General features: G+C 70.0%; 19 protein-coding genes. 9 read left to right on the top strand and 10 right to left on the bottom strand.

All coding sequences use genetic code 11. The annotated features are described in order from the left end of the window. Positions 1-307: 307 nt before the first annotated feature. The 4 genes from N7640_RS10355 to N7640_RS10340 all read left to right on the top strand — a co-directional run bounded on the left by N7640_RS10355 (position 308) and on the right by N7640_RS10340 (position 3,358). Entirely contained in the window at positions 308-1,246 is a 939-nt protein-coding gene (locus N7640_RS10355) for an NAD-dependent epimerase/dehydratase family protein (protein WP_279905159.1), read from the top strand. 214 nt (positions 1,247-1,460) lie between these two features. Further along, positions 1,461-1,916 (top strand): nuclear transport factor 2 family protein, encoded by a 456-nt coding sequence (locus tag N7640_RS10350; RefSeq protein WP_279905161.1) that lies wholly within the window; start codon positions 1,461-1,463, stop codon positions 1,914-1,916. Continuing rightward, the gene (locus N7640_RS10345) at positions 1,909-2,340 is read left to right on the top strand and encodes a PaaI family thioesterase (protein WP_279905163.1); all 432 of its coding nucleotides are present in this window, start codon (positions 1,909-1,911) and stop codon (positions 2,338-2,340) included. The genes N7640_RS10350 and N7640_RS10345 overlap by 8 nt, the downstream gene beginning before the upstream one ends. Positions 2,341-2,344: 4 nt before the next feature. Continuing rightward, positions 2,345-3,358: an alcohol dehydrogenase catalytic domain-containing protein gene (locus N7640_RS10340; RefSeq protein WP_279905164.1), complete on the top strand. Its 1,014-nt coding sequence runs from the start codon at positions 2,345-2,347 to the stop codon at positions 3,356-3,358. Between the two features lie 5 nt (positions 3,359-3,363). Here N7640_RS10340 and N7640_RS10335 read toward each other — a convergent pair whose 3' ends face one another. Then, positions 3,364-3,831: a MarR family transcriptional regulator gene (locus tag N7640_RS10335; protein ID WP_279905166.1), complete on the bottom strand. Its 468-nt coding sequence runs from the start codon at positions 3,829-3,831 to the stop codon at positions 3,364-3,366. Between the two features lie 90 nt (positions 3,832-3,921). Between N7640_RS10335 and N7640_RS10330 the strand changes: the two genes are divergently transcribed. The 3 genes from N7640_RS10330 to N7640_RS10320 all read left to right on the top strand — a co-directional run bounded on the left by N7640_RS10330 (position 3,922) and on the right by N7640_RS10320 (position 7,009). Further along, positions 3,922-4,530, top strand: a complete 609-nt coding sequence (locus N7640_RS10330) for a glutathione S-transferase N-terminal domain-containing protein (protein ID WP_279905167.1) — start codon at positions 3,922-3,924, stop codon at positions 4,528-4,530. A gap of 204 nt (positions 4,531-4,734) precedes the next feature. Further along, entirely contained in the window at positions 4,735-5,646 is a 912-nt protein-coding gene (locus tag N7640_RS10325) for a hypothetical protein (RefSeq protein WP_279905168.1), read from the top strand. 28 nt (positions 5,647-5,674) lie between these two features. Beyond that, positions 5,675-7,009 carry an MFS transporter gene (locus N7640_RS10320; RefSeq protein ID WP_279905169.1) on the top strand — a complete coding sequence of 445 codons (1,335 nt, stop codon included), beginning with the start codon at positions 5,675-5,677 and terminating at the stop codon, positions 7,007-7,009. 7 nt (positions 7,010-7,016) lie between these two features. Here the strand turns inward: N7640_RS10320 and N7640_RS10315 are convergent, their stop codons facing one another. The 7 genes from N7640_RS10315 to N7640_RS10285 all read right to left on the bottom strand — a co-directional run bounded on the left by N7640_RS10315 (position 7,017) and on the right by N7640_RS10285 (position 13,745). Then, positions 7,017-8,042: an AraC family transcriptional regulator gene (locus tag N7640_RS10315; protein WP_279905171.1), complete on the bottom strand. Its 1,026-nt coding sequence runs from the start codon at positions 8,040-8,042 to the stop codon at positions 7,017-7,019. 129 nt (positions 8,043-8,171) lie between these two features. Beyond that, complete coding sequence (locus N7640_RS10310; RefSeq protein WP_279905172.1) at positions 8,172-9,110, bottom strand: alpha/beta fold hydrolase; 939 nt, start codon at positions 9,108-9,110, stop codon at positions 8,172-8,174. After that, entirely contained in the window at positions 9,107-10,606 is a 1,500-nt protein-coding gene (locus tag N7640_RS10305; RefSeq protein WP_279905173.1) for an NAD(P)/FAD-dependent oxidoreductase, read from the bottom strand. Before N7640_RS10305 ends, N7640_RS10310 begins: the two co-directional genes overlap by 4 nt. A 160-nt stretch (positions 10,607-10,766) precedes the next feature. After that, positions 10,767-11,054: a hypothetical protein gene (locus N7640_RS10300; RefSeq protein ID WP_279905174.1), complete on the bottom strand. Its 288-nt coding sequence runs from the start codon at positions 11,052-11,054 to the stop codon at positions 10,767-10,769. A gap of 35 nt (positions 11,055-11,089) precedes the next feature. Next, a complete protein-coding gene (locus N7640_RS10295) occupies positions 11,090-11,929 on the bottom strand; it encodes an SDR family NAD(P)-dependent oxidoreductase (protein ID WP_279905175.1) in 840 nt (279 codons plus the stop codon). Beyond that, complete coding sequence (locus tag N7640_RS10290; protein ID WP_279905176.1) at positions 11,926-12,819, bottom strand: SDR family NAD(P)-dependent oxidoreductase; 894 nt, start codon at positions 12,817-12,819, stop codon at positions 11,926-11,928. Before N7640_RS10290 ends, N7640_RS10295 begins: the two co-directional genes overlap by 4 nt. Further along, positions 12,816-13,745: an alpha/beta hydrolase gene (locus tag N7640_RS10285; protein ID WP_279905177.1), complete on the bottom strand. Its 930-nt coding sequence runs from the start codon at positions 13,743-13,745 to the stop codon at positions 12,816-12,818. The genes N7640_RS10290 and N7640_RS10285 overlap by 4 nt, the downstream gene beginning before the upstream one ends. A gap of 118 nt (positions 13,746-13,863) precedes the next feature. Between N7640_RS10285 and N7640_RS10280 the strand changes: the two genes are divergently transcribed. Continuing rightward, a complete protein-coding gene (locus N7640_RS10280; RefSeq protein WP_279905179.1) occupies positions 13,864-14,880 on the top strand; it encodes an AraC family transcriptional regulator ligand-binding domain-containing protein in 1,017 nt (338 codons plus the stop codon). On the opposite strand, the gene N7640_RS10275 is transcribed toward N7640_RS10280, so the two are convergent. After that, the gene (locus N7640_RS10275) at positions 14,861-15,412 is read right to left on the bottom strand and encodes a carboxymuconolactone decarboxylase family protein (protein WP_279905181.1); all 552 of its coding nucleotides are present in this window, start codon (positions 15,410-15,412) and stop codon (positions 14,861-14,863) included. The genes N7640_RS10280 and N7640_RS10275 overlap by 20 nt on opposite strands. Before the next feature lie 76 nt (positions 15,413-15,488). Here N7640_RS10275 and N7640_RS10270 point away from each other — a divergent pair, with 76 nt between their 5' ends. Beyond that, positions 15,489-15,824: a helix-turn-helix domain-containing protein gene (locus N7640_RS10270; RefSeq protein ID WP_279905182.1), complete on the top strand. Its 336-nt coding sequence runs from the start codon at positions 15,489-15,491 to the stop codon at positions 15,822-15,824. Between the two features lie 4 nt (positions 15,825-15,828). Here the strand turns inward: N7640_RS10270 and N7640_RS10265 are convergent, their stop codons facing one another. Next, positions 15,829-17,598 (bottom strand): acyl-CoA dehydrogenase C-terminal domain-containing protein, encoded by a 1,770-nt coding sequence (locus tag N7640_RS10265; RefSeq protein ID WP_279905183.1) that lies wholly within the window; start codon positions 17,596-17,598, stop codon positions 15,829-15,831. Positions 17,599-17,624 lie beyond the last annotated feature (26 nt).

Here is a 17,624-nt window from a genome sequence, read left to right as displayed (position 1 = left end):
CAACAATTCGGCTTGCCGTAAACGACGAATGGGTCTCAGTTTGGTCCGCTGCGGCAGAGGCTTGATCGCCCCTTCGAGACATACCGGTCCGGCTTTCATGACCCGAAGCAGCCGACGGCGATTCCAGAAACGCTCTTGACCTTAAAGTGTCCTTCATAGTTAGGGTTATGCCGCTATCGCTCGAATCCACCCTGGGATGTCCGCCCGATGCGAATGTCGTTTGGGGTGGTGACTGAAATAGTCTGTTGATGAGTTTCTAGACTCTGAAGATCAGCACACAGGCGAAGTACGAATTCAAGGAGTCAGCATGCAAACCATCTTGGGAGCCACCGGCCAGATCGCCGTGGAACTGGCGCGAGAGCTGTGCCGCACTTACACGAAGGATCTGCGGCTCGTCAGCCGCACACCCCGCAAGGTGAACGACTCCGACACCCTCGTGCCGGCGGACCTGCTGGACGCCGATCAGGCAGCCAACGCGGTCAAGGGCAGCAGCATCGTCTATTTCACCGCCGGCCTGCCGCCGGACACGGAACTGTGGGAAACCCAATTCCCGGTGATGCTGGAGAACGCTCTCAACGCGACTCGCGCGGCCAATGCCAAGTTCGTCTATTTCGACAACACCTACATGTACCCGCAGGATGACCGCGTTCTCACAGAAGATGCACCGTTCGAACCGGTCGGCCGCAAGGGCAAGGTGCGCGCAGCGATGGCGTCCAGGGTGCTGCAGGAGATGGCGCGGGGCGATATCCCCGTGGTCATCGGCCGGGCACCCGAGTTCTATGGTCCCGACAAGACGCAGAGCATCACCAACACGTTGATCATCGACAAGATCAAGGCTGGCGAAACCCCGCGCGTGCCGGTTCGGGACGATACCCGGCGCACGCTGATCTGGACGCCCGACGCGAGCCGCGCGCTGGCGGACCTGGGGAATGCACCGGACACGTTCGGGCAAACCTGGCACCTCCCCTGCGACGATGACCGCCTGACCTACAGGCAGTTCGTGGCCCTGGCCTCCGAGCTCTTCGGCCGGGAGCCGTCCTACAAGGTCCTTGGCAAGTGGACCTTGACGGCTGCAGGCCTGGTATCCAAACAGGTGCGCGAGCTGCGGGAACTGCTGCCGCGGTACGAGCACGACAACCTGTTCGACTCCGCGAAGTTCAAGCAGCGTTTCCCTCGGTTCGAAGTGACGACCTACCGCCAGGGACTCCATCAGATTCTGGCCGAGTCGAGCCGTAGTCATGGTTGAAGAGGATCACCACCGACCACCGCATCCCGTGCGAGGCATCGAATGCAGCCCCTTCGACAATCCAGCCGCCGAGCCCACGGGGCCTGCCCCTATATATCCCTGGAATGACGGAAACGCCCTTTACATTGTCAGATCAACAATGTTGATTTGATATTCCAACCCCGCATAGGCTAGCCGGAGTCGCATTCCGTCCACCGCTACCTTGCGAGGTCACATGTCAGATCGCCAAGCCCTGATCGGGATCGTCGAGGCCGCCTATGCGGCCTTCGCCGCCCGTCGTTCGCAGGACCTCCTGCCGCTCTGCGCCGCCGGCTGCCTCTGGCAGGCGCCGGGTCTGCCCAACCTCATGCCCTGGGCCGGCAGGCACCATGGTCATGCGGGCGTGCTCGAATTCCTCGGCCAGCTGGACGAACACCTCGACTTCCTCGCCTTCGAGGCGCGGTCGCTGGTGGTGGATGTCGAGCAGGGCCAGGTCATGGCGCTGGGCGTGGGCCGCTGCCGGGTGAAGTCCACCGGCCGGCTGTACGTCAACCACTGGGCCCACCTGTTCACCCTGCGCGACGGCCTGATCACGGCCTTCCGCGAATACCCCGACACCGCGGCGCAGCTGGTGGCGATCCACCCGGCCCTGGCCGACCTCGACCCGCAGCAGGAGAGCCTGCATGACTGACACCGAGACTTCGGGGCTACAGGCCCTGCGCGCGCTGATCCGGGGCGACCTGCCCGCGCCCTCCATCGGCCAGACCATGGGCCTGACCGCCGTGGCGGTGGAGCCCGGGCGCATCGCCCTGGAGGCCCGCCCGGACGGCCGCCATCTCAACCCCGCGGGCGCCGTGCACGGCGGCTTCGCCGCCACCTGCCTGGACGGCGCGGCGGCACTGGCCCTGTTCTCGACGCTGGAGGCGACCACCGCCCACTCCACCGTGGACCTCAACGTGAAGTACCTGCGGCCGCTGACCGCCGGCGAGACCTACCGGGTCGAGGGCTGGCTGGTGGAGCGCACCCGCAGCCTGGCGATCTGCGATGCCCAGGTGGTGGACGCCGCCGGCAAGCTCTACGCCAGGGCCACCACCACCTTCGCGGTCAGGGGATAGCGCCATGCAGGAACTCATCGTGCGTGGCCCCGGGCAACTGGCCTGGGTGGAGAAACCCGCGCCGGCACTCGCCGGCCCCAGCAGCGCGCTGGTACGGCCGATCGCCTCCGCGTCCTGCGATCTCGATCGCCGGCTGATCGCCGGAGCCACACCCTTCAAGCCGCCATTCGCCCTCGGCCACGAATGCGTGGCCGAGGTGCTCGAGGTCGGCGAAGAGGTCACCGGCGTGCGGCGCGGCGACCTGGTGTCGGTGCCCTGGAAGATCGCCTGCGGCAACTGCCGCCAGTGTCTCGCGGGCAGGGCCACCGCCTGCACCGCGGTGCCGCGCCACGCCGCCTATGGCGTGCCGGCCGGTGGCCACTGGGGCGGCCTGTTCTCGGAGGTGGTCCTGGTGCCGTTCGCCGACGCCATGCTGGTGCCGCTGCCGCCCGGACTCAATCCGCTGGCGGTGGCCAGCGCCAGCGACAACCTGACCGACGCCTGGGTGGCCGCCAGCCGCCCCATCGCCGCGCGCGAGGAGGCCCGCGTGCTGGTGGTCGGCGGCACCGAGAGCCTGGGCGTGCTGGCCGTGCAGATGGCGGTCGCGGCCGGCGCGGCCAGCGTCGACTACCTGGACGACAGCGACTACCGGCGCGAGCTGGCCCTGCGCAGCGGCGCCAATGTCGAGCTGGCCGACGCGCTCGACGAACGCTACGACGTGGTGGTCTCCGCCACGCGCGACCCGCAGGCGCTGCACCGCGGATTGCTGGCCCTGGCCCCGGGCGGGCACTGCTCGTGCATCGGCATCATTTTCGAGGACCCGAAGATTCCGCTGTTCGGCATGTACCTGCGCGACGTGACCCTATCGGTGGGCGCCTGCAACGTGCGCCCGCACATCCCAAAGGTGTTCGAGCTGGTCGGCGGCGGCCATTGCGATCCGCTGCTGGTGAGCCCGACCGTGGTGGGCTGCGAGGAGGCGACCGAGGCGCTGGTCCAGCCCCTGGCCAAGTGCATCGTGGTGCGCGAGCGGATCACGTGAGCACGTCAGTTAAGGCGCTCGGCCAGCGCCAGCATCACTGCTTCCCAGGCCTCGCGCCCGCGGGCGTCGGTGCAGGCGAACGCCTCGCGCAGGGTGCGGCGCTCCAACTCGGAGGCCTCCCGCTCCACCGCCTCGCCCTGCGCGGTGAGGGCCAGCAGCTTGAAGCGATGGCGCTCCGGCTGGCGGGTGTAGCAGACCAGCTCGCGCTCGAACAGCTGGGTCAGGGTGCGGTGCAGCGCCTGCTTGCTGATGCCGAGGGTAGCCGCCAGGTCGCCGACGTTGATCTCGTCGGCGCGGGCGATGACGTAGAGGATGCGGTGGTGCACGCGGGACAGCCCCTGGGTCTCGAGGAACCGGTCCGCCGCCACCGTCAGCCCGCGAAAGCCGAAGTGCAGCAGTTCGAGGGAGTGATCGAGCGGGTCCAGCGACTGCATGCGCACGGAGGCGGTATTGATCTTTCTGTCTATGACCATGGTGCGTCCATCCGACCGAATTGCGGCGAAGCCTAAGGCCTGCACCACCCCCGGAACAACCCGAACCACCCGCCAGAGGAAACCTTCATCATGCAACTGATCCACGCACCGGCCTCCCCCTTCGCCCGCAAGGTACGGGTACTGGCCCTGGAGACCGGCCTGGCACCACGCATCGAGGCGCTCGACACCGCCGTGCTGCCGGTGACCCTCAACGAGCGGGTCAACGCACTCAACCCGCTCGGCAAGGTGCCCGTCCTGCTGACCGACGACGGCGAGGCGCTGTACGACAGCCGGGTGATCTGCGAATACCTCGACAGCCTGCACGACCGCTCCCGGCTGTTCCCCGCCGAGCCCGCCGCGCGCTGGCGCACCCTGCGTCTGGCAGCGCTGGCCGACGGCCTGATGGAAGCCGCGCTGCTGGTGCGTTACGAGCGCGCCGTGCGCCCCGCCGAGCGGCAGTGGGACGACTGGGCCGAAGGCCAGCTGGGCAAGGTGCGCCGCGCCCTGGCGGAGCTGGAGCGGCAGGCCGGGCAGTTGCAGGACCCGCTGGACGTAGCGCAGATCGCCGTGGCCTGCGCCCTGGGCTACCTGGACTTCCGCTTCGCCGAACTGGACTGGAGAAGCGCCTGCCCCGCGCTGGCGACGTTCCAGGCGGGCTTCGCCGCCAGGGACTCCATGCGCGACACCGCGCCGGTCTAGCCCAGGTGCGGACGGGACAGAACTCACCAGCCATTGGCCTCGAATAACCTGTGCTGCGGCGGACCGATCCCGCAAGATCGGCATCCACCGAATAACAACAAAGGCAACGGGTCTTCCGCGGCGCCAGCGCGCGCCCACCGGAAGGTACCGTGAACGAGAAGGCGGCTCCGCGGCCCTCCTCGGCCCGCGCACAGGAGCCCGACCGTGAGCGCCCCCTCTGACCGCATCATCCTGCTCAACCTGGGCCGTGAGTCGCGCATCCTCTCCGTCGCCAGCGACGGCGGCGACCTGCGGGTCCTGGTGGACGGCCTGGCGTCGAAGCCGGACGGTGTGGCGATCGACCCGGCGAACCAGCACCTGTTCTGCACCTTCATGGGCGTGGCGCGCGACGGCGAGGACTTCTGGGAGGCCGACGGCCACATCGAGCGTACCGACCTCGACGGCGGCGAGCGCCGGGTGATCGTGCCGCCCGGCGAGATCGTCACCGGCAAGCAGATCACCTTCGAGCCCGGCCGCAATCGGCTCTACTGGTGCGACCGCGAGGGCCTGCGGGTGATGAGCTGCCGTCCCGACGGCTCGGACCTGGCCGTCCACGTCCTCACCGGCACCCGCGCCTCCGACCGCCATGACCGCCGCCGCCACCCGGTCGGCGTCGCGGTGGATGGCGCCGGCGGCTTCCTCTACTGGAGCCAGAAGGGCCGCCCCGACGGCGGCGAGGGCATGATCCTGCGCGCGCCGCTGGACGTGGTGCCACACGATCCCGCCGCGCGCGACGACATCGAGGTCCTGCTGGACGGCCTGCCCGAGCCGATCGACCTCGACTGGGACGGCGACGAAGACACCCTCTACTGGACCGACCGCGGCGCCCCACCCCACGGCAACACCCTGAACCGCGCCCGCATCCGCGACGGCCGGGCCGTCGACCACCAGATTCTGCTCACGGGCCTGACAGAAGGCATCGGCCTGGCCCGAGACCCCGCCGGCCGCCGCGCCTTCGTCAGCGACCTGGGCGGCCACCTGCGGGTGGTCAGCCTGGACCCGCCCTACCCGAGCCGGATCATCTTCCAGGGCCAGGGGCCGCTGACCGGCATCGCCTACCTCGGCGCCACCCACTGAAACCCGCCCGCCATCCAAGGAGAACCCAATGACCGCGATTTCCCTGCGCAAGGGCGAGGCGCTCATCGAGAGCGATGCCGAGAAGGCCCTGTTCTCGAAGATCAACTGGCGCATCCTGCCGCTGCTGCTGATCGCCTACTGCTTCGCCTACATCGACCGCATCAACGTCGGCTTCGCCCAGCTGCAGATGAAGACCGACCTGCAGTTCAGCGACCACATCTTCGCCCTCGGCGCCGGGCTGTTCTTCGTCGGCTACTTCCTGTTCGAGGTGCCCAGCAACCTGATGCTGGAGAAGATCGGCGCGCGCAAGACCATCCTGCGCATCATGCTGTGCTGGGGCGCCTGCGCCACGGCCATGGCCTGGGTCACCACGCCCTGGCAGTTCTACGTGCTGCGCTTCCTGCTGGGGGCGTTCGAGGCCGGCTTCTTCCCCGGCGCGATCCTCTATTTCACCTTCTGGTACCCGCCGGCGCGGCGCGGCCGGGTGATCGCCACGTTCATGACCGCCACCGCCATCGCCGGCATCCTGGTCGGGCCACTCAACGGCGCGCTGATGAAGTTCGGCCAGGGCGTCATGGGCTATCACGGCTGGCAGTGGATGTTCATCGCCAACGGCGCGCCCTGCCTGCTGATCGGCGTGCTGGCCTACCTGCTGCTGAGCGACGGCCCGGAGAAGGCCTCCTGGCTGACCGAGCAGGAGAAACGCATCCTCGCCGAGCGCCTGCAGCGCGACCGCATCCCGCCGAAGCCCGGCGGCCATGGCGCGTGGCGCACCCTGCTGAGCGACCCGAAGATCTACGTCCTCTCCAGCGTGTATTTCCTGATGAGCGGCGCGGTGTACGCGCTGCTGTTCTGGGCACCGTCGATGATCGCCAGCTGGGGGGTCAAGGACGTGTTCCACGTCGGCCTGCTCAAGGCCCTGCCGAGCATCGTCGGCGTCATCGGCATGGTGCTGATCGGGCGCAGCTCGGATCGGCTGAACGACCGGCGCTGGCACTACGTGTGTTGCGTGGCGCTGATCGCCGTGAGCTTCGTGTCCATGGCCTTCGCCAACGACGACCTGGTGTGGTCCATGGTCCTCTACTGCATCGGCTCGATCGGCATCGCCTCGCTCACCCCGCTGTTCTTCGCCTTCGTCAGCGAATACCTGTCCAAGGAAACGGCGGCCGGCGGCATCGCCCTGATCAGTTCGCTGGGCAATCTCGGGCCGGCCGTCGCCCCGTCCATCAGCACCTGGATACTCACGTCCACCGGGCAGAACCGCTACAGCCTGCTCTTCATCGTCTCGCTGTACGTGCTGGCGGCCATCATCATGGCCTCCGCGGCGCAGCACCGGAGGCAGACCACGGCGACCACCGCCTGATCCTGTATCAGCGCCGGCGGTAGTCCTGCGGGTTTTGCCCGGTCCAGCGGTGGAAGGCGTGGCGGAAGTTGGAGGCGTCGCTGTAGCCCAGGCGGGTGGCGATCTCCTCGGTGGTCATGCGGGTCTCGCGCAGGTACTCGATGGCCAGGCCCCGGCGCACGTTGAGCAGGATGTCCTTGTAGCCGGTGCCCTCGCTCTCCAGCCGCCGGCGCAGCGTGCGCGGGTGCATGTCGAGGTGCCGGGCCATGGCCTCGACGGTGGGGAAGCGCCAGGGCATGTGCTCGACCAGGGTGCTGCGCACCACGGAGCTGAGGCCGTCCAGGTAGGGCATGCGCGCCAGCACCGGCTGGCACATCTCGCACACCATGGCGTGGGTCGAGGGCTCGGGCATGCCCGAGGGTAGGTCCGGCCAGTGCAGCGCGGTGTGCAGTTCGTTGCCGGGCTGGTCGAAGCGCACTGGGCAGCCGAGCAGCTCGTCGTACGGCTGCGCGGGGGGCGGGCAGGCGAAGCCCAGCAGGGAGAAGCCGAAGCCGTCGCCGTACAGGTCGCGGCCCACGGTGAGGTGCGCAGCGTAGGCAAATTCGAGGGCGAAGCGGTAGAGCGGGTCGAGGGGGTCGGCGGTGACGAATACCTCGTAGGTGTAGATCGCCACCCTCTCGCCGCGCACGTAGGCGACGGGCGCCGCCACCGGTCCCATGACGCGCTTGTACTTGAGCGCGAAGTCGATGCGCTCGGCGTGCGTCGGGCTGCTCAGCAGCCCGTAGCCGTACATGCCGTAGGCGGTCAGGCGCATGCGGGCGCCGGCGCGCACGGCGGTGCCGGGGTCGGTCGCCAGGCGCACGGCGTTGCGGAACACGGTCACGATCTGGGCGAAGGAGACGCGGGCCGACAACGTGCGCAGCGTGTCCTCGCTGATGCCGCTGTTGGCCAGCACGCTGGCCGGGGCGATGCCGTCCTCGGCCAGCGTATCGACGACGGCGCTGATCTTCTGGGTTCCGTGGATGCGTGATTCGAGATCGGACGAAAGACTCATGATCGGCTCTTGCTGGCTGCACGGCGCCGCGCGCGCCGGGAGTTCAAGGCGTCGATTATGGGGGAATTGCGCCGGCCGGGAACGGCCGCCGTGGTTTCCGTCTATGTCCTCGCCGTGGCGACCACGGCGCTAGCGGGCCGCGCGCTGCGCGCTGCGCGCCAGGTGCGGCACGATGTGGCCCATGAGTTCGGGCACCCGGGCCTCGTCGATCTGGTGACGCAGGCGCGGCAACGACACCAGACGGGCGCCGGGGATGGCCGCCGCCGTGGCCCGGCCACCGCTCGGCGCGACCATCAGGTCCACCTCGCCGTGCAGCACCAGGGTGCTGGCGCTGATGCGGCGCAGCTGGTGGCTGCGGTCGCCCGACTTGAGGATCGCGCCGATCTGCCGCCCGATGCCGCCGGCGTTGGCGCGGTTGCCGTTGCGCCGCCAGGCCTCCAGCGCGTAGCGCTCCCATTCGGCGGCGATGCCGGTCACGCCGGGGTCGCCGATGTGGCGCATCATCGCGGCGAAGCCGGCCACCGCCTCCGTCTCGTCGCGCGGCGCGGCCCGGGCCATCCGCAGCAGGGTGGAGAACGCCGGCCTGCCGACCCGCCGCGCCCCGGTGGTCGAGAAGATCGAGGTCAGGGAGCGGGCCCGGGCCGGGTAACGGGCGGCCATGCTCTGGGCGATCATGCCGCCCATGGACATGCCGATGAGGTGAGCATCGTCGGCCTGCAGGTGGTCGAGCAGCAGGGCCATGTCGTCAGCCATGTCCTCCAGGCCGTAGCTGCCGGCGGGCGCCCAGCCGAGCAGCTGGCGGAGCTTGCCCGGCGGCGCCAGGCGCACCGTGGACGAGCGACCCGCGTCGCGGTTGTCCGGGGCGATCACGTAGTAGCCGGCGTCCACCAGGGTGTCGATGAACGACGCGGGCCAGGAGGTCAGCTGCAGGCCCAGCCCGGCGATCAGCAGGGCCGGCGGGTGGCCGGCGTTGCCGTAGGTCCGGTAGCACAGGCGCAGGCCGCCTGCGGCTTCGAGGAAGCAGTCCTGCGGGTCGCCCTCGCCCGGCGGCTGGCGGAAGGCACTCATGCGGAGACCTCCCGCGCCGGGGCGGGCTCGGCCTGCGGCGCCGGGCGCCCCTCGAAGCGCAGGTGGCGGTCGGCCACCTCGCCGTGGCGGAACATCTTCTCGTCGGCGAAGTAGTTCCACGACATGGCCCAGGGGAAGCGCGCGCCCTGGCGCGGCAGGCTGCCGAGCGAGCGCTGCACGTAACCGGCGCCGAAGTTGAGCAGCGGCAGCGTCTCCATGCCCGGGTCGGCCACCGGCGTGCAGACCTCCAGGCCGTTGGCGTCCATGTGCGCCAGCAGGCGGCAGAAGTGCTCGCAGACCAGGCCGACCTTCAGCGTCCACGAGGAGCCGGTGTAGCCGATGGCGAACGCCAGGTTGGGAATGCCGCTCAGCATCATGCCCTTGAAGGCGACGGTGTCGCTGGCGTCGATCAGCGTCCCGTCGATGGCCAGTTCGATACCGCCGAACGGCAGCAGGTTGAGCCCGGTGGCGGTGACGATCAGGTCCGCGTCCAGGTGGTCGCCCGACTCAAGCTGGATGCCGCTCGCGGTGAAACGCGCGATGCGGTCCGTGACCACCGAGGCGCGACCCGCGGAGATCTCTCGGTAGAGGTCGCCGCCCGGCACGGCGCAGAGGCGCTGGTCCCAGGGGTTGTAGGGCGGGTTGAAGTGCACGTCGACCGGGTAGCCCTCGGGCAGCATCTTGCGGTTGATGCCGCGGATCAGCTTCCTCGCCAGCTTGGGGAAGCGCTGGGCGAAGGTGAAGAACCACTTCTGCTTGGCGATGTTGAAGCGGCGCGCGATGGCGTGGGCCACCCGGTCGCCCAGCAGCGGGCGCAGGCGCCGGGCGATGGGGTCGCGCGAGGGGATCGGCAGGATGTAGGTCGGCGTGCGCTGCAACATGGTCACGTGCGCCGCACTCGGCGCCATCGACGGCACCAGAGTCACCGCCGTGGCGCCGCTGCCGATCACCACCACCTTCTGCCCGCGCCAGTCGAGGTCCTCGGGCCAGTGCTGGGGGTGGACGATGCGCCCGGCGAAGTCCTCGCGCCCCTCGAAGTGGGGAGTGAAGCCCTCGTCGTAGCGGTAGTAGCCGGTGCCGGAGAAAATCCAGCGGGTGCGCAGCAGCGAGCGCTCCCCGGTGTCCGTGCGCTCCACCTGCACGTTCCACAGCCGCTCGCGGGAGGACCAGTCCACCCGGAGCACCCGGTGGTGGTAGCGGATGTGCGCGTCGATGCCGTTCTCGCGGGCGGTCTCGGCGATGTACGCCTTGATCGCCGGGCCGTCGGCCAGGGCGTTGTCGCTGGTCCAGGGCTTGAAGTCGTAGCCGAAGGTGAAGAAGTCGGAGTCGGAGCGGATGCCCGGATAGCGGAACAGGTCCCAGGTCCCGCCCAGGTCGCCCCGCGCCTCCAGGATCGCGTAGCGGGTGCCGGGCCGCTGGTTCTGCAGGTAGTAGGCGGCGCCGATACCGGAGATGCCCGCTCCGATGATGAGGACGTCGTAGTGCTGAAGGCTCATGGCTGTCTCCGATCTGTGGCGGGGCCGCTTGCCGAGCGTGCCACCCGCGGGCCGGTTTTGCACACCGGGATGGCACCATTCTCGACCACCGGCGGCCGGGCGGCTTGACCCTACCCGACCATGCGCTTGATATTTCGCGCCAGAACCGCGCGCCGCCGCGTCAGGCGGCGGCGCGGATCGTCATCCGGCCGTAGCCGATCAGGGCGAAGCCGAAGGCGTACATGAGCAGGCCGTAGAGGGCCGCCGGCACGGCCATCTCCGGGGAGTTCAGCATGCCGATGGCGATCAGCATGCCGATGGCCACGTTGCGCACGCTCATGCCCACCACCACGGTGATGGTCTCCTCGGCGCCGATGCCGAGCAGGCGCGAGCCGGCGAAGCCGAGCAGGATGCCGCACACGCTCAGGGCGATCACCGCCGGCCCGCGCTGGCGAGAATCCTCAGCCACTGGTCGGATTCGGAGGGAGACTGCCGGCCGCTCCGTCACGAGGCCTTGCCTCCGTTGGCGAGCCTCACCGCCTGCGCAACCCGCCCGGCGTCGAAGCCGATCAGCTCAATCAGCCGGCGCAGCAGGCCCGGTGCCTTGGCGACCAGCCCGTTGCGGCGCGGCACTGTCACCAACTCGCGACGCCGCTCGATGCACTCGACCAGGGCCGCCACCACCTCGTCCAGTGCGACGAAGCGCCAGAGGCCCCGGTGCCGGTTCCACACCAGGGTGGAGCATGGGCCGTCGACCACCGCGTCCATCATCGGCGTCTGGAAGAAGGTCGGGTGGAACGAGCCGACGCCCACCCCGTCATGCCTCAGCTCCAGGCGCAGGCTGTTGCACAGGGCCCAGACCCCGGCCTTGCTGGCGGTGTAGTGGGCGTTCAGCGGCGAATGGACGAAGGCCGCCATCGACGAGATCGCCAGCAGGTAGCCGCGGCGCTTCTTCACGTAGGGCAGCGCCGCGCGGAAGGTGCGCCACACACCGCCGAGGTTGATGTCGATGACCCGCTCGAAACCGGCCGGGTCCATGCTCTCCAGGGTTTCCGGCGCGCCGATGCCGGCGCCGGCGATCACCACGTCGATCCCGCCGAAGTGGCGCGCGGCCTCGTCCAGCACGGCCTCCAGGCTCGCCAGCGAGCGCACGTCGACCACCCAGCCGGCGGCGACCTCGGGCCCGCCCAGGGCGGCCGCCTGGGCGTCCAGCGCCGCCCGGTCGAGGTCGAGCAGGACCAGCCGCGCGCCCCGCATGCGCAGGGCCTGGGCGGCGGCGATGCCGAGGCCGCCGGTGGCGCCGGTGATGGCGATGACGCGGTCTTCCAGCGCATAGCGCGTCATGGACGTACCTCCGGTGGATCGCCTCGATCCTGGGCCTGGCTGCGCACGGCCTCGTCCTCCAGTTGCAGGAGCAGCCGCTGCAAGCGCTCATCGCGCGGCAGGCGCCAGTCCACCAGCACATTCAGCAGGCCGCGCATCAGGGCGATGGGCGCCCAGCGCGCGGGGACGACGATGCGCGGCCGGCGCCTTTGCAGGCCATGCACCACCGCGCGTGCCACCTGCGCGGGCGGAATCGGCCGACGCAGGAAGGCCGGCAGCCCGCTCTCGTTCATCCGGGTCACGAGGAAATTGCCGCCGAAGGCGACCTTGGCGATGGCGGTGTCCGTCCAGCCGGGATAGAGCACGCTCGCACTCGCCCCGGTCGTGCTCAGCTCGGCGCGCAGCGCCCGGCCCAGCGACTCCACCGCCGCCTTGGACGCGGCGTAGGGCGCGTTGGCCATGCCGTTCATGAAGGCGTAGATCGATGAGGTGATCAGCACCTGGCCACGGTTGCGGACGATCTCCGGCAGTGCCGCGCGCAGGGTGTGCCACACGCCGAACAGGTCCACCTCGACGATGCGGCGGAACTCCGCCTCGTCGCAGACGCGCAGGGTCGCCGGCACGCCGGCCCAGGCGATGCCGGCATTGGCGAAGGCCACGTCGAGGCGGCCGAAGCGCTCGACCGCCTGGCGCACCACCGCCTTCGCCGCCTCGGCGTCGGTGACGTCGAGCACCAGCGGCAGCACGCGCCGATCGTCGAACTCCCGGGCCAGCTCGTCCACCGTCTCCTGCCGGGTGTCGGTCAGCACCAGGCTGGCGCCCTGCAGGTACAGCTCCCGCGCGGCGGCGGAGCCGATGCCGCCCGCCGCGCCGGTGATCAGCACCACTTTGCCTTCGAGGTCGTAGGTCATGCGTCTGCTCTCTTGGTTGCAATGCTCGGCACCGTGCGCTGGAGGAAGTCGAGCTGGTCGTTCACCACCTGCTCGAAGGCCTCGCCCACGTAGATGTCGAAGTGGCCATGAGGGTAGCGCTTGATCTCGTGGCGCGGCGCGCGACGGGCGTGGGCCAGGGTCCGCTTCGCCGGCGCCACGCTGTCCGGGTCGCACACGCAGAACAGCACCGGGGCCTGGATGCGCGGCGTCTTGCGCCCAGGGTAGTAGCGGATGATGTCCAGGGCGAAGCGCGCGGCGATCTCGTCGCGGCTGGGCGCGCCCGGCGGCATCAGCCGGTGGTAGCCGTCCCAGCTGTCCGCCGAGGTCATGAACGCGACCGTCCCGGGGCGCCCGGCCAGCGGCACCAGGATCGGCCTGGCGCCGAACAGCGCGCCGATGCGGTCGGCCACGGCCAGCGCGCTGAGCCGGAGCGACACCAGGGGTTCGGTGGCGAGGCTGGAGGCCAGGCCGTCGGTGAACGGGCACTGGGAGATGACGGCGGCCACCCGCGCATCCTCGGCGGCGGTGGCCAGCACGTGCCCGCCGCCGAACGAGGTGCCCCAGATCGCGACCCGCGCCGGGTCCACGTCGGCCAGGCCGCGAGCGTGGGCGATGGCCGCCTTCCAGTCCTGCAATTGGCGGCCGACGTCCAGCAGCTGGCGCGGCTCGCCCCCGCTGTCGCCGAAGTGGCGGTAGTCGAACACCAGGCAGGCATAGCCGGCGGCGGCGAAGCGTTCGGCGAAGGCCGGCAGGCGCATCCTGCGCGTGCCGCCGAGGCCGTGCGCCATCACCACCACCGGGAAGGGGCCGGCGCCCAGCGGGCGGTAGTAGTCGGCCACGCAATGCGCGTCGGCGGAGGGGAAACTGAGCGTGGTCGGGGTCAGAAGATCGGCGAGGGCGTTCATGGGGCGGCGTCCGTCGGGTGGCTGAAGTGGCGCCATTCTCGGCAAGCGCCGGCACGACGGCTTGACGCTACCCGACGCCCCGCTTGACACTTTGCGCCAAACAACAAGCGAGGCCGCGATGAGCCAGCCACTGCACCGGCGCGTGGTGCCCGAGACCTACGTGCAACTGCTCTACGAATATCTGGAAGCGCTCGGCCACGAGCCGGAGTCGGTGCTCGGCGAGCCCTGGCCCGAACCCGCGCCAGGCGGTATCGGCGGCATGGACGTGGAGCACTGGGAACACCTGCTGGTGACAGCGGCGCAGGCACTCGACGACCCGCTGCTGGGCCTGCACCTCGGCCGCACCATCAGCGCCCGGCACTACGGCGTGTTCGGCTCGGTGCTGCTGGTCTGCGAGAGCCTGGCGGCCGTGCTGCAACGCTTCGAGCGCTACCAGCGCCTGGTGTTCGACGTGGTTCCCATGACCCGCCGCGACGGCGAGGGCTGGTTCGAGCTGGCCTGGGACGTCAGCCAGTACCAGCCCGGCCCGCTGGTGAGCGAGACCGGCACCGTGGCGATGGTGCAGTTCTGCCGCGACCTGGTGCGTGGCACGGCCAACCCGCTGCTGATCGACTTCAACCATGTCGGCCCCGCCGACAGCACGCCCTACGAGGCGTTCTTCGGCTGCCCGGTGCGCTTCGGCCGGCCCGCGGCGGTGATGCGCTTCTCGTCGCAACTGCTCGAACTGCCCATGAAGAGCCCCGACCCGACGCTGATCACCCTGCTGGAACAGCACGCGGACCGCCTGCTGGCCCAGCTGCCGCAGCAGCACGCGCTGGTGGAACAGCTGCGCAAGGCCATCGCCCGTGCCCTGCGCGAGGGCGAGCCCGGCATCGAGCGCATCGGCGCGCAGCTGGGCTGCTCGCCGCGCACCCTGCAGCGCCGCCTGCAGGAGGCCGGCACCAGCTTCCGCGGCGAACTGAACCTGGTCCGCCACGAACTCGCCCAGTCGTACCTGCGCGACCCGCGCCTGCAGATCGTCGACATCGCCATGCTGCTGGGCTACTCGGAGCACAGCGCCTTCACCCGCGCCTTCAAGGAATGGAGCGGGCGCACGCCCCAGGAAGCCCGGCAGCTCAGCCCCGATAGTCGCTGAAGCGGGCGGCGCTGGCCTCCAGCGGCAGGTCGAGGCCGTTGGCGAGGTAGGCGACCGTGCGGTAGAAGCCGGCGAGCATGAGGATTTCCAGCACCTGGGTCTCGTCGAAGTGTGCGCGCAGGTCGGCGAATTCCGCCTCGCTCAGGGTCGCCCGCTCGTGCAGCGCATCGACCGCCGCCAGCAGCGCGGCCTCCTCGGCGCTCCAGCGCTCCGCGCGCAGCGGCTGTTCCAGGGTGGCGGCCACCTCGTCGCGGCTGAGCCCGGCGGCCTGGGCGAACACCCGCACGTGCACGCCCCATTCGTACTCGCAGCCGCTGCGGGCGCAGACCCGGTCGACGACCAGCTCGCGCTGGCGCAGCGTCAGCGGACCGCCCTCCAGCAACGAGCCGGCACCGAACTTGCGCCAGGCGCGCTCGCTGCTGGCGAGAGTGGAGAACAGCACCAGGGGCGGCACGCCGGCGCCCATGATCCTGTCGAAGGCGGCGCGGATTTCGGCCGGGTAGGGTTCCTGCAAGGGGGTGATCCGGGACATGCTGTATCCTCCGCTATTGATTGTGTAGCGGATGAATGATTGCTACTGAATCCGTAGCAACTCAAGGCGAATCGATATGAATGATGACGAACGGCAAGCCCCGCCGATGATGGACGGGCGCCGCCCGATCATGGCGCTGCTCGAATTGCTGGGGCGCAAGTGGGCGCTGCGCATCCTCTGGGAGCTGCGCGACGGCGCGCTGAACTCCCGGGCGCTGCGCAGCGCGGCGGGCAACCTCTCGCCCACCGTGCTGCAGGCCCGGATCAACGAACTGCGCGACGGCGGCATCGTCGAGCGGCAGGCCGAGGGCTACGCGCTGACGCCGCTCGGCCGCGAGCTGCTGGAGGCGTTCATCCCGCTGTACCGCTTCGCCGGCCGCTGGGCGGATGCCCTGCGGCAGGACCCGCCCTGAGCCCTCAGAACTGCTCGGCGAGGTGCCCGAACAGCGGCGCGCTACCGGCGCGGATGCAGGCCTCCAGGCCCAGGGTGCGCGGCAGCAGACGGCGGAAGAAGAACTCCGCGCTGGCCAGCTTGGCGCCGTAGAAGGTCTCGTCCTCGCCGCGCCGAGCGGCGGCGCTGTCGGCCATGCGCGCCCACAGGTAGGCGTAGGCGGTGTAGCCGAGCAGGTGCAGGTACTCCACCGAAGCCGCGCCGACCTCGTTGGGATTGCCCTTGGCCCGCTCCAGCAGCCACAAGCTGACCTCGCGCAGGCGCTGCACAGCCTCCTTCAACTCGGAGGCATACAGCCCGCCGCGCGCGGCCCAGGCGTCCATCTCGGCGCAGAAGGCGCGCAGCGCGGCGCCACCGTCGGCGACCACCTTGCGCCCCAGCAGGTCGAGGGCCTGGATGCCGTTGGTGCCTTCGTAGATCTGCGCGATACGCACGTCGCGCACCAGTTGCTCCTGGCCCCACTCGCGGATGTAGCCGTGGCCGCCGAACACCTGCTGGCCGTGGACGCAGGCTTCCAGGCCGTTGTCGGTGAAGAACGCCTTGGCCACCGGGGTGAGCAGCGCCACCTGGGCCTGGGCCAGGGCGCGCTCGTCGGCGTCGTCGCCGAACTTGGCCAGGTCGAGCTGCTGGCCGACGTGGCAGGCGAAAGCGCGGCCGCCCTCGGTCAGGGCCTTGATGGTCAGCAGCATGCGGCGCACGTCCGGGTGGACGATGATCGGGTCGGCCGCCTTGTCCTTGGCCTGCGGGCCGCTCGGCGCGCGGCTCTGGATGCGCTCGCGGGCGTAGGCCACGGCGTTCTGGTAGGAGGCCTCGGCGCAGCCGATGCCCTGGATGCCGATGGACAGGCGCTCGTAGTTCATCATGGTGAACATCGCCGCCAGGCCCCTGTTCTCCTCGCCGATCAGGTAGCCCTCGGCGCCATCGAAGTTCATCACGCAGGTGGCCGAGGCCTTGATCCCCATCTTGTGCTCGATGGAGCCGCAGCCCACCGCGTTGCGCGCGCCCAGCGAGCCGTCGGCCGCGACCAGCACCTTTGGCACCAGGAACAGCGAGATGCCCTTCGGCCCGGCCGGGGCGTCCGGCAGCTTGGCCAGCACCAGGTGGACGATGTTCTCGGTCAGGTCCTGCTCGCCGCCGGTGATGAAGATCTTGCTGCCGGTGATCCGGTAGCTGCCGTCGGCCTGCGGCTCGGCGCGGGTGCGGATGAGGCCCAGGTCGGTGCCGGCGTGAGCCTCGGTCAGGCACATGGAGCCGGCCCAGCGGCCCTCGTACATCGGCGGCAGGTAGGTGGTCTTCAGCACTTCGCTGGCGTGGGCGTCGATGGCCAGGCAGGCGCCGGCACTCAGCGCGGAATACAGGGCGAAGCTGGAGCCAGCGGCGTAGAGCATTTCCTCGAAGGCCACGGCGAGCATCTTGGGCATGCCCATGCCGCCGTATTGCGGGTTGCCGGAGAGGCCGACCCAGCCGCCCTGGATATAGGTGGCGTAGGCCTCGCGGAAGCCCGCCGGGGTGCTGACGACGCCGTCGCGCCACTGCACGCCCTCCTCGTCGCCGCTGCGGTTGAGCGGGGCGATCAGGCCGCCGGTGACCTTGGCTGCCTCTTCGAGGATGGCGTCGGCGGTGTCGGCGTCCACCGTGGCGGCCAGGGCCGGCAGGCGCGCCCAGAGGGCCGGGGCATCGAACACCTCGTGGAGGACGAAGCGCAGGTCGCGCAGGGGGGCGTTGTACTCGGGCATACGGGGCTCTCTCGTGACGGGTCCGC

Origin of the sequence: Pseudomonas sp. GD04015, from assembly GCF_029837675.1 — a bacterium.
Lineage (GTDB): Bacteria > Pseudomonadota > Gammaproteobacteria > Pseudomonadales > Pseudomonadaceae > Aquipseudomonas > Aquipseudomonas paralcaligenes.
Note: the sequence above shows the minus strand (reverse complement) of the source record. Positions and strands in the feature narration are given on the sequence as shown.

What these genes read in the sequence shown, in the direction of transcription:
- N7640_RS10275 (WP_279905181.1), bottom strand. Translation starts at nt 15,412, where the DNA reads ATGTCCCGGATCACCCCCTTGCAGGAACCCTACCCGGCCGAAATCCGC.
- N7640_RS10270 (WP_279905182.1), top strand. Translation starts at nt 15,489, where the DNA reads ATGAATGATGACGAACGGCAAGCCCCGCCGATGATGGACGGGCGCCGC.
- N7640_RS10320 (WP_279905169.1), top strand. Translation starts at nt 5,675, where the DNA reads ATGACCGCGATTTCCCTGCGCAAGGGCGAGGCGCTCATCGAGAGCGAT.
- N7640_RS10355 (WP_279905159.1), top strand. Translation starts at nt 308, where the DNA reads ATGCAAACCATCTTGGGAGCCACCGGCCAGATCGCCGTGGAACTGGCG.
- N7640_RS10315 (WP_279905171.1), bottom strand. Translation starts at nt 8,042, where the DNA reads ATGAGTCTTTCGTCCGATCTCGAATCACGCATCCACGGAACCCAGAAG.
- N7640_RS10335 (WP_279905166.1), bottom strand. Translation starts at nt 3,831, where the DNA reads ATGGTCATAGACAGAAAGATCAATACCGCCTCCGTGCGCATGCAGTCG.
- N7640_RS10265 (WP_279905183.1), bottom strand. Translation starts at nt 17,598, where the DNA reads ATGCCCGAGTACAACGCCCCCCTGCGCGACCTGCGCTTCGTCCTCCAC.
- N7640_RS10350 (WP_279905161.1), top strand. Translation starts at nt 1,461, where the DNA reads ATGTCAGATCGCCAAGCCCTGATCGGGATCGTCGAGGCCGCCTATGCG.
- N7640_RS10285 (WP_279905177.1), bottom strand. Translation starts at nt 13,745, where the DNA reads ATGAACGCCCTCGCCGATCTTCTGACCCCGACCACGCTCAGTTTCCCC.
- N7640_RS10295 (WP_279905175.1), bottom strand. Translation starts at nt 11,929, where the DNA reads ATGACGCGCTATGCGCTGGAAGACCGCGTCATCGCCATCACCGGCGCC.
- N7640_RS10330 (WP_279905167.1), top strand. Translation starts at nt 3,922, where the DNA reads ATGCAACTGATCCACGCACCGGCCTCCCCCTTCGCCCGCAAGGTACGG.
- N7640_RS10305 (WP_279905173.1), bottom strand. Translation starts at nt 10,606, where the DNA reads ATGAGCCTTCAGCACTACGACGTCCTCATCATCGGAGCGGGCATCTCC.
- N7640_RS10345 (WP_279905163.1), top strand. Translation starts at nt 1,909, where the DNA reads ATGACTGACACCGAGACTTCGGGGCTACAGGCCCTGCGCGCGCTGATC.
- N7640_RS10280 (WP_279905179.1), top strand. Translation starts at nt 13,864, where the DNA reads ATGAGCCAGCCACTGCACCGGCGCGTGGTGCCCGAGACCTACGTGCAA.
- N7640_RS10290 (WP_279905176.1), bottom strand. Translation starts at nt 12,819, where the DNA reads ATGACCTACGACCTCGAAGGCAAAGTGGTGCTGATCACCGGCGCGGCG.
- N7640_RS10340 (WP_279905164.1), top strand. Translation starts at nt 2,345, where the DNA reads ATGCAGGAACTCATCGTGCGTGGCCCCGGGCAACTGGCCTGGGTGGAG.
- N7640_RS10310 (WP_279905172.1), bottom strand. Translation starts at nt 9,110, where the DNA reads ATGAGTGCCTTCCGCCAGCCGCCGGGCGAGGGCGACCCGCAGGACTGC.